This window comes from Streptomyces sp. NPDC089424 (assembly GCF_044749345.1).
GTDB lineage: Bacteria > Actinomycetota > Actinomycetes > Streptomycetales > Streptomycetaceae > Streptomyces.
This window is the reverse complement of sequence record NZ_JBIVHU010000001.1, coordinates 80327-93273: the sequence shown is the minus strand read 5'-3', so window position 1 is coordinate 93273 and position 12947 is coordinate 80327. Positions and strand designations below refer to the sequence as shown.

At 72.6% G+C, this 12947-nt stretch carries 13 protein-coding genes; 7 read left to right on the top strand and 6 right to left on the bottom strand.

Annotated elements, in window-relative coordinates; all coding sequences use genetic code 11:
* Positions 1-63 precede the first annotated feature (63 nt).
* Positions 64-714: an FMN-dependent NADH-azoreductase gene (locus tag ACIP2X_RS00410; protein WP_401665458.1), complete on the bottom strand. Its 651-nt coding sequence runs from the start codon at positions 712-714 to the stop codon at positions 64-66.
* A gap of 125 nt (positions 715-839) precedes the next feature.
* On the opposite strand from ACIP2X_RS00410, the gene ACIP2X_RS00405 reads away from it, so the two are divergent.
* Positions 840-1181, top strand: coding sequence for a winged helix-turn-helix transcriptional regulator (locus tag ACIP2X_RS00405; RefSeq protein WP_401665455.1), 342 nt, complete (start codon positions 840-842; stop codon positions 1179-1181).
* 13 nt (positions 1182-1194) lie between these two features.
* On the opposite strand, the gene ACIP2X_RS00400 is transcribed toward ACIP2X_RS00405, so the two are convergent.
* From ACIP2X_RS00400 to ACIP2X_RS00390, 3 genes are all read right to left on the bottom strand, one after another.
* A complete protein-coding gene (locus tag ACIP2X_RS00400; RefSeq protein ID WP_401665452.1) occupies positions 1195-3765 on the bottom strand; it encodes a SpoIIE family protein phosphatase in 2571 nt (856 codons plus the stop codon).
* Between the two features lie 83 nt (positions 3766-3848).
* Entirely contained in the window at positions 3849-5324 is a 1476-nt protein-coding gene (locus ACIP2X_RS00395) for an acyl-CoA dehydrogenase family protein (RefSeq protein WP_401665449.1), read from the bottom strand.
* Positions 5317-5997, bottom strand: a complete 681-nt coding sequence (locus tag ACIP2X_RS00390) for an alpha/beta fold hydrolase (RefSeq protein ID WP_401665445.1) — start codon at positions 5995-5997, stop codon at positions 5317-5319. Before ACIP2X_RS00390 ends, ACIP2X_RS00395 begins: the two co-directional genes overlap by 8 nt.
* A gap of 184 nt (positions 5998-6181) precedes the next feature.
* Here ACIP2X_RS00390 and ACIP2X_RS00385 point away from each other — a divergent pair, with 184 nt between their 5' ends.
* On the top strand, positions 6182-6655 hold the full coding sequence (locus tag ACIP2X_RS00385) for a MarR family winged helix-turn-helix transcriptional regulator (protein ID WP_401665442.1): 474 nt from the start codon (positions 6182-6184) through the stop codon (positions 6653-6655).
* Positions 6656-6692: 37 nt separating this feature from the next.
* Here the strand turns inward: ACIP2X_RS00385 and ACIP2X_RS00380 are convergent, their stop codons facing one another.
* Positions 6693-7169, bottom strand: a complete 477-nt coding sequence (locus ACIP2X_RS00380; protein ID WP_401665440.1) for a MarR family winged helix-turn-helix transcriptional regulator — start codon at positions 7167-7169, stop codon at positions 6693-6695.
* Positions 7170-7291: 122 nt separating this feature from the next.
* Here ACIP2X_RS00380 and ACIP2X_RS00375 point away from each other — a divergent pair, with 122 nt between their 5' ends.
* The 3 genes from ACIP2X_RS00375 to ACIP2X_RS00365 all read left to right on the top strand — a co-directional run bounded on the left by ACIP2X_RS00375 (position 7292) and on the right by ACIP2X_RS00365 (position 9164).
* Positions 7292-7645: a DoxX family protein gene (locus ACIP2X_RS00375; protein ID WP_401665437.1), complete on the top strand. Its 354-nt coding sequence runs from the start codon at positions 7292-7294 to the stop codon at positions 7643-7645.
* 523 nt (positions 7646-8168) lie between these two features.
* On the top strand, positions 8169-8810 hold the full coding sequence (locus ACIP2X_RS00370; RefSeq protein ID WP_401665435.1) for a TetR/AcrR family transcriptional regulator: 642 nt from the start codon (positions 8169-8171) through the stop codon (positions 8808-8810).
* A gap of 180 nt (positions 8811-8990) precedes the next feature.
* Positions 8991-9164 (top strand): hypothetical protein, encoded by a 174-nt coding sequence (locus tag ACIP2X_RS00365; RefSeq protein WP_401665432.1) that lies wholly within the window; start codon positions 8991-8993, stop codon positions 9162-9164.
* 138 nt (positions 9165-9302) lie between these two features.
* Here ACIP2X_RS00365 and ACIP2X_RS00360 read toward each other — a convergent pair whose 3' ends face one another.
* On the bottom strand, positions 9303-10121 hold the full coding sequence (locus ACIP2X_RS00360) for an IclR family transcriptional regulator (protein WP_401665430.1): 819 nt from the start codon (positions 10119-10121) through the stop codon (positions 9303-9305).
* A 270-nt stretch (positions 10122-10391) separates the two neighbouring features.
* Between ACIP2X_RS00360 and ACIP2X_RS00355 the strand changes: the two genes are divergently transcribed.
* A complete protein-coding gene (locus tag ACIP2X_RS00355; RefSeq protein ID WP_401665427.1) occupies positions 10392-11717 on the top strand; it encodes an SLC13 family permease in 1326 nt (441 codons plus the stop codon).
* Positions 11718-11719: 2 nt separating this feature from the next.
* A complete protein-coding gene (locus tag ACIP2X_RS00350) occupies positions 11720-12946 on the top strand; it encodes a CoA transferase (protein WP_401665424.1) in 1227 nt (408 codons plus the stop codon).
* Position 12947: the final 1 nt, after the last annotated feature.

Here is a 12947-nt window from a genome sequence, read left to right as displayed (position 1 = left end):
CGGAGCCGGACCGGCGCCCGTCGGAGGCCGGGCGCCGGTCCGGTGGTCCGCCCGCGCGCCCGCTCAGGCGGCCAGGCGCTCGGCGAGCTGCTTGGCCTTGAAGGCGGCCTCCTCGAAGGCGCGGTCGCGAGAGGCCTCGAAGAGGGGTATCAGCTGGTTCATCGCGGGGTTGTGCGGGGCCATGGTGAGCTCCGGGACGATGAAGTCCACGTCCAGGGCGAGGGTGTCGCCGAGCACCGCCCGCAGGTAGTTCTGCACGTACTCGAAGGGCTCCTTCGGCGTGCCCGGCGCGTAGGAGCCGCCGCGGCTGGCGACGACGGTGACCGGGGTGCCCTTGGCCGAGGGGTTCTCGCCCACGGTGCGGCCGAAGAGGATCACGTTGTCCAGCCACGCCTTGAGCGTGGACGGGATCGCGTAGTTGTACATCGGCGCGCCGATCAGGACGGCGTCCGCCTGCTCCACCTCCTCGATCAGCTTCACCCGCTCGGCGAAGGCGGCGGCCTGCCCGTCGGTGTGGGTGTCCGGATCCGCGAAGCCCGCGGTGTGCGAGTCGGCGGTGATGTGCGCGACGGGGTTCGCGGCGAGGTCGCGGTAGACGACCGTGCCGTCGGGGTGCTGCTCCAGCCAGGCCTTGCGGAAGGCGTCCGCGACCGTGCGGGACGAGGAGGCCTCGCCCGGGAAGACCGACGAGTCGATGTGCAGCAGGGTGGCCATGCGTGTCTCCAGAAGAGCAATGCCCGAGGCGATGCACCAGGGGCTGATTTCTCGTACGTAGCTATTGATAACACGGGAGCTTACTTTTTTTCACCCCCTCACGGGCGGGTAGTACCCTGAGGGGCATGACGGACGTGCGGAGCCACGACGCAGGGGCGTGCAAGCGGGTGGACGCGGGCATCACCCGGGTCTTCCAGCTGCTGGGAAAGCGCTGGACCGGCCCGATCGTGGCCGTGCTCGTCGGGCAGCCCGCGCACTTCGCGGATCTGTGCCGGGCGATCCCCGGCATCAGCGAGCGGATGCTCTCCGACCGGCTGAGCGAGCTCGGCGCGGCGGGGCTCGTCGTCCGAGAGGTCGACGAGGGGCCGCCGCTACGGGTCTCCTACCGCCTGACCGATGCGGGAGCGGCGCTCGAACCCGCGCTCAAGGAGCTGGGCGCGTGGGCCGAGCAGCATCTGCCGGAGTGACCCCCTCGTCCGCTCAGTCGACGCTCTGTCCGTCGGTGCTCTGCTCCACCCAGACGATCTTCCCGTCGTCGGTGTAGCGGGTCCCCCAGCGGTCCGAGGCCCGCGCGACCAGGAGCAGCCCGCGGCCGCCTTCGTCGGTGGCACGGGCGTGCCGCAGCCGCGGTGAGGTGCTGCTGCCGTCGGACACCTCGCAGGTCAGCACGTGGCTGCGGATGAGCCGGAGCGTCACGGGCGGCTTGCCGTAGCGGATCGCGTTGGTGACGAGTTCACTGACGATCAGTTCGGTGGCGAAGGACGCTTCCTCCATGTCCCACGCGGAGAGCTGCCGGGTGGCCAGGGAACGGGCCTCGGCGACCGTGGCCGGGTCGCTCGGCAGGTCCCACGAGGCGACGCGTGCCGGGTCCAGTTCGTGGGTGCGCGCGACCAGGACGGCGGCGTCGTCCCGGGGCCGCGGCGGGACCAGGGCCTCGGTCAGCAGGGCGCACGTCGACTGCACGGGACCCGGCGGGTCGGTGAGCAGCGCGGTCAGGCGCTCCTCGCAAGCGGCCTCGCGCAACCGCCCCGGCTCGTCCGCCCCTTGGGGCTCGTACGGCCGCACCGGTTCCGGCCGCTCCTCCCGCCGGAACGCCTGGAACAGACCAGGGGTGTACAGGACCAGCGTCGAGTCCTCGGGGACCTCGAAGTCCTCCCTGCCGAACGGCGCCCCCGGGCAGCACAGCGTGTCGCCGACCGGGCTCCCCAGCCTCCTGACGGTGCCGTCCGCGAGCGCGACCACCGGCCAGGGGTGGCCGGCGGTGGACGCGGAGCAGCGCCGGGACAGGGGGTCGTAGATCAGATAGAGGCAGGTGGCCCCGCACTCCCGCCCGTGGGCGCACTTCGCTCCGTCCGGTGCGGCGCGGTCGTCTTCGCCGGAGCCGCTCACGCCGACGGGCCCGCGCACCATGTCGTCGAGCCGGGCGAGCAGTTCGTCCGGCTCCAGGTCCAGGTCGGACAGCGTGTGCATGGCGGCCCGCAGCCGTCCCGCGGCGGCCGCCGACTGGATGCCGCGCCCCGGCACCCGGCCGGCCACGAGGGCCACCCTGGCCCCGGAGAGCGGCACGACGTCGACCCAGTCCCCGCCGGAGCCCGCGGACACGTACGCGTGCGCCACCTCCAGCGCCTGCTGGTGCGGAAGCCGGGCCGGGCGCAACGCGTGCTGCAGCGCGACCAGGGAGTTGTGCTCGCTCAGGTGCCGGCGGGCGTTGTCGAGGCTCTCGGCCGTGCGCCGGGTGAGCTGTCCGACGAGGGCGACGTCGTCCACCCCGAAGGGCCTGCGCTCCCCCCAGCGGCAGAAGGTCGCGAGCCCGAGCACCCGGTCCTGGGCGACCAGCGGTGCGACGATCAGCGAGTGCGCCTCCTCCCCGGTCCCCGCGGGCGTCCTCATGCCCCGCAACGCCTGCTGCCCCAGCGGGGAGAGGGGATCGACGAGGGTGGGCTCCAGACATGCCAGGGCCTCGCCCGGGGCCACCGGAGGGAGCGGCTCCTCGGGCACACCGGCCGTCCCGGAGGGGTCGTCGTCGCGGGACCGGGCGGCCGCCCGGCGCAGTACGGTGCCCGGCCGCAGGGGCCCCGCCTCCAGGTCCTCGCCGGCGAGGACCGCCTCCAGCAACTCGACGGCGACGCTGTCGGCCGCGACCGGCACCGACACCTCCGCCAGGCCCCGGGCCGTGTCCAGCGCGTCGAGCGTGGCACCGATCCGGGTGCTGGCCTGCGCCAGCACCGTCAGCCGCTGGTGGGCCAGGTGTCGGTCGGTGACGTCCACGGTGGCGTCCGCGATGCCGAGGACCCTGCCGTCGGCGTCCTCCATCCGGAAGACGGAGGCGGAGTAGACGTGCTCGTGCTGGGGATCGCCCGGGGGGTGGATCCGCTTCTCGACGCCGACCGCCGGCTCACCGGTGGCGAGCACCTCCGACATGACCCGCTCCACCGCCTGCACTCCGAAGCCGGACCACACCTCCGTAGGACGCCTGCCCAGGGCCTCCTCGACGGAGGTGCCCTGCATGCCCTCGGCCGCGGGGTTGAACCGCACCAGGCGCAGTTCGGGGTCGAGCAGGAACAGTCCCGTGGGGGCACGAGTGAAGAGCATCTCCAGAAGCGCCCGCTCCAGTTCCGGGGTGTCCCCCAGCCGCGCGAACCCGCCGGGAGCCGCCAGCCGGCTCAGGTCCGCGGTTCCGTTGCGCTGCGTGGTCGTGTCCGGCTCGACGAAGCCGTCCGGATCTGCCGGGACCAGCAGCACGTCCCACCCGGTCCGCACGTCGGTGCGCTGCGGCCGGACGGCCAGCCGGCAGCGCACCAGCCCACCGTCGCGGTGTCGCAGGGTGACGGTGAAGTCCTCACCGGCGGGGGCCTGGAGCCCCTCGACGGCCATGCCCACCAGCAGGTCCATGGCCGGACGCCCCCGTACGGCCTCCTCCGGGTAGCCGAGCAGCTTCTGGGCCGCGGGGCTCCACCTAGCCAGCATGCCGTGCTGGTCGACCATGACGTGGATCCGCTCCCGGACCACGGGGTCGTGAACCGGGCGACCGGTGGTGTGCGACGCAGACATAGCGATCAGCTCTCACTCGCCACAGAGCCCTGCATCCGTCCAGTCTCCTCCAGGGCCCGCGTACGTGCACGGCCTCGACGCCCTCAGACCATGAGGCTGACGCGGTCCTGGACGCCGAGGAGGCTCTTGCCGTAGACCTCCAGGCCGACGGCGGGGACGAGGCCGGCGTGGCGGGCCGCGGTGTTGGCGTCGCGCCAGATGCGCTGGAGCGGGCCGTCGTCGGCGAACGCCGAGGAGCCGTGGACGTCGAGCAGCGTGTTGATGGCCTCGACCACCTGCTGGGCCGCGTAGCCGGCGCGCGCCCGGACGTGCGCGCGCGTGGCGTACTCCAGGGGTCCGACCACCCCCCGGTCGACCTCGTCGACGGCCTGGTAGGCGAGCAGCCGGGCGGTCTCCCACCGCAGCGCGGCCTGCGCGACCTGGGTCTGCACGCCGACGGAGTCGGCCTGCCGGCCGTGCACGGTGAAGGCGAGCGGCTTCGTGCCCGCGGCCTCCACGACGGTGTCCAGCGCCGCCTTGCCCAGCCCGAGCAGCGGCCCGACCAGGCACAGCAGCAGCATCGGCCCGAACGCCGCGCCGTACAGGGCCTCGTCCCGGTCGCTGCGGGGATACACGCCCTCCGCGGCCGCCGGCACCGACAGCACCCGGTGCTCGGGGACGAACACGTTCTGCCCGACCAGCGTGTTGCCGGCGGTGCCGCGCATGCCCGCCATGCGCCAGGTGTCCTCGACGACGAGCTCCGAGGCCGGGATCAGCACCAGCGCCTGGTCCCGCACCGAGCCGTCCGCGTCCCGCAGCAGCGCGCCGACGGCCGCCCAGGTCGCGTACGGCGCACCCGAGTTGTAGGACCAGCGGCCCGTCACCCGCCAGCCGCCGGGCACCCGTTCCCCGACACCCGTCGGCGCGGCCACTCCGGTCACCCGCGCGTCGGGGTCGGCGCCGAACACGTCCTCCTGCGCCTGGTCGGGGAACAGGCAGGCCAGCCAGTTCGTCACCGAGATGATCATCCCGACCCAGGCCGCCGAGCCGTCCCCCTCGCCGAGCGCCTCCGACACCTCCGTGAGCGTGCGCAGGTCGGTCTCGTAGCCGCCGAAGCGCCGCGGCGTCAGCAGCCGGAAGACGCCGGCCTGCGCCAAGGCGTCGACGACCTCCTTCGGCACGGCCCGGTCGGCGTCCCCGCGCGCCGCGCACTCCCGCAGCAGCGGCCGCAGGGCGGCGGCCCGGGCGACCAGTTCGTCCCGTGCGGTCTCGATGGAGGGCACGCTCGTCGCGCCCTCAGGTCCGGTGGTGCCCACCATGTACTCCTCGCGGTCGGTCGTCGCGTCGTATGTCGTCGCGTCGTAGGTCGGTGTGTTCTCGGCCTGTGCGCTCTCGGCCTGTGTGTCGTCGGCCGGTGCGTTGTCGGCCGGTGCGTTGCCGGCCTGTGTGTCGTCGGCCGGTGCGTTGCCGGCCTGTGTGTCGTCGGCCGGTGCGTTGCCGGCCTGTGTGTCGTCGGCCGGTGCGTTGTAGGCCGGTGCGTTGTCGGTCGTCGCGCATGCGGTCGTCGCGTCGTCAGGCATCGGCGATCTCCTCGAGCAGTGCGCCCAGTTCGGCGGGCATCGACAGGAAGGGCGAGTGGCCGCTCGCGATGCGGTAAACCGCTCCTGACCTGGCCGCCAGCCCTTCCTGGTGCCCGGGCGGCAGCGCCTGGTCGTGCGCGCAGACGACGTACGTCGAGGGGACGGTGTGCCAGGCCGCCCGGGTGAGGCCGTCGCTGAAGGACCTGGTGCTCTGCGGCACCAGACGCCCGACGGCCTCCTTCGCCTCCGCCTCGGGAACGTCTCCGTAGAACATCGGCACGGGGTTGTCCGGTACCGCCTGGAGGCCGCGCGGCTCGGACGGCACGGGGGCGCCGTGGAAACCGAGGAGGCTCTCGCCGACGTCGAGTTGGTAGGCCGCCAGGTAGACGATCCGTGTGACGTTCCCGGCCCGCGCCGCGACCTGGGTGACGGGGACACCCCCGTAGGAGTGGGCGATCACCACGGCCGGGCCGTCGATGCGCCGCAGCTCCTCCAGCACCACCCCCGCGTCGTCCTGGACCCCGGCCTCCCGTCCGGCGCTGGGCAGGTCGACCGCGCGGGTGCGCAGGCCGCGGGCGTTCAGCTCCGCCGTCAGCGGCTGCCAGCACCAGGAGCCGTGCCACGCCCCGTGCACGAGGAGCAGCGTCGGACGGGGGACCCCATCTGCAGTCACTGGATGTCCACTTCCCTGGTCGTTCGCTCACGCCAAGCGCTGCGACGGCCTGGCGAGAGGGAGCGTAAGTCGCATCGGACACGGTGTCCAACGTGATGTCCATCGCAAGCACGGACCGGAGACTAGTGGATGCTGCTCAACGGTATATGCAGCTCGATGATTGAAAGCTTGTTAGCATCACGAGGTGACTGTGGACGAGCGCGCGATCGACGACGGGGAGAGCGATCTCCTGCAACGGCTCGGTTTCCTGCTGGCGCGCCACGGCGCCGTGGCCGACAACCGGATCCGCCGCGCGCTCCAGGACGTCCGGCTGACCCCCCGGCAGGGCACGACGCTGATCCTGCTGGGCAGATCCCGTTCCATGGGGCAGCAGGCGCTGGCCGCGGCGCTCGACGTCGACGCGAGCGTCATGGTGGGAATCCTCAACGACCTGGAGGCCGCCGGCCTGGTGGAGCGCCGGCGGGACCGGTCCGACCGACGGCGTCACATCGTGGCCATCACGGGCGAGGGTGACTGCCTCATGGCCAAGACCCATCAGGCCGTGACGGAGGTGGAGCGGGATCTCTTCCGGCGCCTGTCACCCGAGGAGATCGCCACCCTGCGCGGACTGCTCCGCCGGATCGAGACACCTCCGGACGACCCGGCCTGCGCCGAGTGACGGCGCCCGCGCGGTGTCCGTACGCGCGGAGTGCCGATCAGTCCTCGGCGCAGGCGGGGTCACCGGGAGTGCTGCGGACGCGGGCCAGCAGATCCCGGAGCGTGGCGAGTTCCTCGGCGGAGAGGTCGGCGAACAGCCCGCGCTCGACCTCGGCGACGGCGTCCTGAGCCTTGGACAGGAGACCGCGGCCCTCCTCCGTGATGGCCACGATGTGGCGCCGACGGTCGGCGGGGTCGCGCCGGCGCTCCACGAGGTGGGCCGACTCCAGTTCGTTCAGGATGCCGACCATGATGCTGGGATCCACCTCCAGGGCCGTCGCCAGCGCCTGCTGACCCATGAAGCCGGTTCGCCCCACCAGCATGAGCGCCGCGCCCGGCCGGGCCGCCAGGCCGCAGGACTCGAAGGCCCGGTGGACGCGACCGTTCGCGATGGCCCCGTTGCGCGCCAGCAGGAATCCGAGCCGGTTCAGAGGATCTCCCCCGGCCGCGTCGGTCACGGATTCATTCACGCTCATGCCCCCACAGTACCAAGGAGATAATCATCACCACTTCGCAATGATTGATGTGTCTCTATTATTGGCGGGGATCAACGCATCGCACGGCCTCACCGTGCGGACACGCACGACTGGAGAATCCGATGTCCCTCGCCACCGCACTGCTGTCCTGCGTGCTCGCGGCCTTCATGACCTTCGCCGGCGCACCCAAGCTCTCGGACACCCCGCGGACCCGGGGCATGGCGGAGCATCTGCGGGTGCCGACCGGGTTGCTCCGCCTCGTCGGACTGGCCGAGGTCGCCGCGGCGACCGGACTGCTGGTGGGCCTCTTCGCCACCTGGGCGGGCGTGGCGGCGGCCGCCGGCCTGGTGGTGCTGCTGCTCGGCGGGGTGGCGTCCCATCTGCGCGTCAAGGACGGCTTCGCCGCGGCCGCTCCGGCCTTCACCGCGGCCGTCGTGGCCGCGTGCGTCACCGTCCTGCACGTCGCGGGCAGCTGACGGGATCGGAACCGGTCAGCGGCAGAGCACGGGCGAGGCCCGAGGCCTGCGGCAGGGCGACGCCGTGATCGCCGGCACCGAGGACGGCGTCCGTCCGGTGAGCCCGGCGACCGCGGGCGCGTCCCGAGCGTGCTCCAGTTCGGCGCGCCGATCACCTCTGCCGAGACCCCGCCGCCGGCCGCGGACGACGGCACGCCGGACGGACGCGGCCCTGAACGCGGTGCCGCGACCTTCGAGACCTCGCCGGGAACCCGGCGCCGACAACGCTTCCCGGCCGGACGCGCCGCGAGCCGGTCCAAGGTCTATGCGCCACGGCCGGCGGCCGGCGGCCGATCGGCCACGGATCCGCCGAGGCATCGGCACCGCCCGCGCACGACCTCGGCCCAGCAATCCGCCGGACTGCTGGGCCCTGTTGCCCCACGGCCCTCCTGAACGCCCACGGCTCGGACGTTCCCCAGGCTCCGCGGGCCGTGCGCGCCGACGGGCGACCGGCCCCGTCAGGGCGGTTCCCTAGGATGAGTCCATGGCTTCCACCACGCGACGCCGCTCCAGCGCGGCCGATCGGCGGTCCGCCCTGGAGCGGCGGATCCTCTCGGCGATCGACGAGTTGCTGCGCGACGGTGCCACCTTCACCGAGCTCAGCGTCGAGCAGATCGCGCACGCCGCCGGGATCTCCCGCTCCACCTTCTACCTGTACTTCCGCGACAAGGTGGACCTGCTGCTGCGGCTGGGGGGTTCGCTGAAGACGGAGAGCCACGCCATCGCCGCGTCCTGGTGGCCCTGCGCCCCGGGCGGCGGGGTCGACGGCCTGGCCCGCACCTATGAGCTGATCCTGCGCCACTACCGCGAGCACGCGGGACTGCTGTCGGCGATCAACGAGGTGGCCGCGTACGACCCGGTGGTGCGCGAGGCGTGGTCCGCCGACCAGGGCCGCTTCGTCGACCACGTCGTGGCCGTGCTGCGGGAGGAGCAGCGGGCCGGCCGGACGCCCGCGGACATCGACGCCGAACTCACCGCCCGCATCATCGTCCAGGGCGGCGGCCAGGTCATCGCCCAGCAGGTGGCCGGCAGCGACGGCGGCGACGACGACGCCGTGGCCCGCGAACTGGCCAACGGCTACTGGCACGGCGTCTACCGTCGCACCCCGCCGGCGACCGCGGACTGAGCTCGCGGGAGATCACCGAAGAGCTGCTCGGATCAGTCCCGGACGTTGCAACCATCACACTCCGAAAATCATTGAACCCCATCAATCATCTGTTAGGTTCAATGCAAGCGCGATGGCCAAGGAGCCGATCACACCGCTCCGGCGCTCACCGCTTCGACCACAGTGTTTTCCGGAGTTCCGATGCCCAAGACCACCTTCCTGCCGGCCGCCACGCAGTTGCACCCGACCGGTGACGCCACCGGCGCCGGCCGCCACCGCGGCCGACGCGCCCACGAGCACCCCGCCCTCCTGGAACTGCCGGGCAGCGGCAGGCATCGCCGGGTACGGGAGGCCGACCTCCCCGCGGGCGACTGACCGGCCCGCACCACCGGACACCTGCACCACATCGAGTGGGCGATGGGCGTGCAGGGGCCGTCCCGCTGAGCGGCGCGGGCGGCCACAGGGCGGTGTCCACACGCGAACCTGGGGAGAGCGTGCTGGACACCGCCCCTTTCACTGCCGCGCGCCGGCCCGCGTCTCCTCGAAGGCACGGATCTCGTCGAGGGACCTGGACGTGACCGTGTCCTGCGCCGCCCCGAGCTGCCGGGAGATCTGCGCGGCGGCCCGCGACATCGCGGCGACCACGAACGGCAGGCGGTCCGGGGACAGTCGCCCCCGGGGCGCCGAGACGTGCACCGCGGCGTTCACGGCGCCGGACGCGTCGACGACCGGGGTCGCGACACCCAGGATCCCTTCGACGCTCTCTCCGTCGCTGACGCTGTAGCCGGACGCGCGGATGCCCTCGAACTCGTGCCGCAGCCGGTCGCGGTTCACGAGCGTGTACGGCGTGAACTTCTCCAACTCGGGTGCGTGCAGAACCCGTTGTTCGAGGTCGGCGTTGCAGGCGGCCATCAGCTTGCCGACGGCCGAGCCGTGCAGCGGGCGCGGCCCGCCGAGCTTCATGACGACGGACAGGGTCTGCCCCGCCTCCTGCCGGTCCGCGTAGACGACGCTGCTGCCGCTGCGCACGGCGAGGTAGGTGTTCTCGTTGATCTCCTCGCACAGCTCGACCAGATAGGGCCGGCTGACGTGCCGGATGTCGACGCTGTCCACGATCGAGAGGGCGAGGACCACGGAGCGCGGCCCGAGGGCGTACGTGCGCTGTCCGAGGAGCTTGACCGCGTCCAGTTCGACCAGCACCTGAAGCAGGTCGTGCGCACTGCTCATGGGCAGGGCGAGGTCGTCGCACAGGCGCTTGAGCGTGCAGCCCTCCTGATGCTGGGCCAGGTACCCCAGGATCACCAGCGCCCGGTCGATGCGTGCCGGGTTCATGGCGTGCCCCCTCTGTCGATGCCGTGGCAGTCAGCGTCGTCCATCCGTCTCCGAAACACTATTCGGTTTCACGAAGTGCAGCCTGCGTCGGCTCCGCCGGTTCCCGGCATACTGGCTTCCCTTGACGGCATCCCCCTGCCGACCTAGCATCCCGCACTACGTAAATGCGAAGTTAAATTCGGAATCTCGAAGCGTCGCTTCGGGCGACGCGGTGAGCCGCACGGCCGGGCCGGTCAGGCGGCCGGATCCGTGAGATCAAGGAGATCCCCTTTGTCCCCAGAGCTTGTATCCATCGCGGCGCTGCTGGCGATCTTCGTGATCGGCACGATCCGTTCGGTGAACCTCGGCGCCCTGGCCTTCGTCGCGGCCTTCGCGGTCGGCGTCGGCGTGCTGGGGATGGACACCTCCGAGGTGCTCGCCGGCTTCCCGGCCGAGCTGTTCGTCATCCTCGTCGGCGTCACGTACCTCTTCGCCGTCGCCAGGAACAACGGCACCGTCGAATGGCTGGTCCAGGCCGCCGTCCGCGCGGTCGGCGGCAGGGTGGCGGCCATCCCCTGGGTCATGTTCGTGATCAGCGGCGTACTCGTGGCGCTCGGCGCGGTCAGCCCCGCCGCCGTCGCGATCATCGCCCCGGTCGGCATGGTCTTCGCGGCGCGCTACGGGATCAACCCGCTACTCATGGGCCTCATGGTGGTCCACGGCTCCGCGGCGGGGAACTTCTCCCCGATCGGTGTCCTCGGCGTGGTCACCAACGGTGTCGTCGAGCGCAGCGGCATCCCGGGCGACGTCACCGGCCTCTTCCTGAGCAATCTCGTCTTCAACGTGCTCCTGGGGCTCGGCGTCTTCTTCGCCTTCGGTGGCCGCAAGCTGCTGCGCGCGGGGCGCGCCGCCCAGGTCGTGGAGGCCGCACCCGGCGGCGCCGGTGCACCGCAATCCGGCGCCGGACGCGGGAAAACCGGCGTCGTGACCGAGGCGCCGGCCAGGACGGAGACCCTCGCCCTGGACCGGGACCGCGTCGTGACCCTCGTGAGCATGGCCGCCATGGTGATCGGCGCCCTCGTGTTCGACCTCGACGTCGGCCTGATGGCCCTGACCGCGGCCGTCCTGCTCACGCTGCTCTCGCCCGCGCCCGCCAAGGAGGCCGTCGGCCAGATCAGCTGGGGCATCGTGCTGCTGGTCTGCGGCATCGTCACCTACAGCGGCCTCATGCAGACCGTCGGCACCGTCGACTACCTCGGTGACGCCATCTCGCGGCTGGACGCACCGCTGCTCGCCGCGCTGCTCATCTGCTACATCGCCGCCGTCGTCTCGGCCTTCGCCTCCACCACCGGGATCCTCGGCGCCCTGATCCCGCTGGCCGTCCCGCTCCTGGCGAGCGGTCAGGTGGGCGCGGTCGGGCTGATCGCGGCCCTGTCCATCTCCTCGTCCGTGGTCGACTCCAGCCCCTTCTCCACCAACGGCGCGATCGTCGTCGCCAACGCGCCGGAGGAGAAACAGGCCGTCGTCTACCGGCAGCTCATGAAGTGGGGCTTCGGCCTCGTCCTCGTCGCGCCCCTCGTCAGCTGGGCCGGCCTGACCGTTCTGGCGGATTGGTGAACATGACCGCACGCAACAGCCCCGGCCCGCTCGACGGTCTGCGCGTCGTCGACCTGAGCACCCGCCTCGGCACGTACACCGGCCGCCTCTTCGCCGACCTCGGCGCCGACGTCGTCCGCGTCGAGCCCCCGGGCGGCGCACCCGAGCGCGCGGTGCCCCCGCTGACCGGGGACGGCACGAGCCTGTCGTTCGCCTTCACCGAGGCCGGCAAGCGCAGTGTCGTCCTGGACCTGGAGGACCCCGGCCAGGCCGAGCAGCTGGAGAAGCTGCTGGCCACGGCCCAGCTCCTGCTCACGAGCGAGGGTCCGGCACAGCTGCGCGCCCGGCGGCTGCACCCCGAGGACGTCACCCGCCGGCATCCGGGTCTGATCCATGTCTCCGTCAGCCCCTTCGGGCTCACCGGGCCCTGGGCCGACCGCCCGGCCTGCGACCTGACCCTGCTCGCGGCGGGCGGGCTGCTCGCGCTGGCCGGGGATCCGGACCTGCCACCCGTACGGGCCTGGGGGGAACAGAGCTCGGTGATCGCCGGGGTGCACGCCGCGACCGCCGCGCTGATCGCCGTACTCGCCCTGGAGGACGGCGGCCACGGCCAGGTCGTGGACGTGTCCGCGCAGGAGGCGGTCGCCCACTCGCTGGAGAACGCCGTCCAGTACGTCGACCTCGAAGGCGTCGTCAGGACGCGCCTCGGCGCGGGCCCCGCCGAGGCCGGCACGGGCCTGTTCGCCTGCGCCGACGGCTGGATCTACCTGGTGGGAGGCCTCGGCGGGCTTCCGCTCGCCTGGGACGCCATCACCGAGTGGCTGGAGGCCGACGGCCTGGCGGAGGCCGCCCGACTGCGCGAGCCCCGCTGGCGGGAGCGGGCCTGGCGCCGGAGCGCGAGCGGGGTGCAACAGTTCCGGACGCTCTTCGAGCGGTTCGCCGCCCCCCGCACCAAGCGGGAGCTCTACGAGGAAGGGCAGCGGCGCGGGATCAGCATCGCGCCCGTCTCCACCCCGCAGGACCTGCTGACCAGCCCTCAGCTGACCGGCCGGGACTTCTTCCGCACGCTCGCCGTCGGCGGCGCCGCGCTCCCCTTCCCCGGGTCGCCGTACCGCTTCGACGGTCTCGCCGTCGCCCCGGGCGACGTACCGGCGGCGCCCGGCGCCCACACCCGCGCCGTGCTGGACGCCCTGCCAGGCGACGAACCGGCCGCCGCCCCCCTCCGCACGCCCGCAGGCACCAAGGAGTAAC

What these genes read in the sequence shown, in the direction of transcription:
- ACIP2X_RS00410 (WP_401665458.1), bottom strand. Translation starts at nt 714, where the DNA reads ATGGCCACCCTGCTGCACATCGACTCGTCGGTCTTCCCGGGCGAGGCC.
- ACIP2X_RS00405 (WP_401665455.1), top strand. Translation starts at nt 840, where the DNA reads ATGACGGACGTGCGGAGCCACGACGCAGGGGCGTGCAAGCGGGTGGAC.
- ACIP2X_RS00400 (WP_401665452.1), bottom strand. Translation starts at nt 3,765, where the DNA reads ATGTCTGCGTCGCACACCACCGGTCGCCCGGTTCACGACCCCGTGGTC.
- ACIP2X_RS00395 (WP_401665449.1), bottom strand. Translation starts at nt 5,324, where the DNA reads ATGCCTGACGACGCGACGACCGCATGCGCGACGACCGACAACGCACCG.
- ACIP2X_RS00380 (WP_401665440.1), bottom strand. Translation starts at nt 7,169, where the DNA reads ATGAGCGTGAATGAATCCGTGACCGACGCGGCCGGGGGAGATCCTCTG.
- ACIP2X_RS00375 (WP_401665437.1), top strand. Translation starts at nt 7,292, where the DNA reads ATGTCCCTCGCCACCGCACTGCTGTCCTGCGTGCTCGCGGCCTTCATG.
- ACIP2X_RS00370 (WP_401665435.1), top strand. Translation starts at nt 8,169, where the DNA reads ATGGCTTCCACCACGCGACGCCGCTCCAGCGCGGCCGATCGGCGGTCC.
- ACIP2X_RS00365 (WP_401665432.1), top strand. Translation starts at nt 8,991, where the DNA reads ATGCCCAAGACCACCTTCCTGCCGGCCGCCACGCAGTTGCACCCGACC.
- ACIP2X_RS00360 (WP_401665430.1), bottom strand. Translation starts at nt 10,121, where the DNA reads ATGAACCCGGCACGCATCGACCGGGCGCTGGTGATCCTGGGGTACCTG.
- ACIP2X_RS00350 (WP_401665424.1), top strand. Translation starts at nt 11,720, where the DNA reads ATGACCGCACGCAACAGCCCCGGCCCGCTCGACGGTCTGCGCGTCGTC.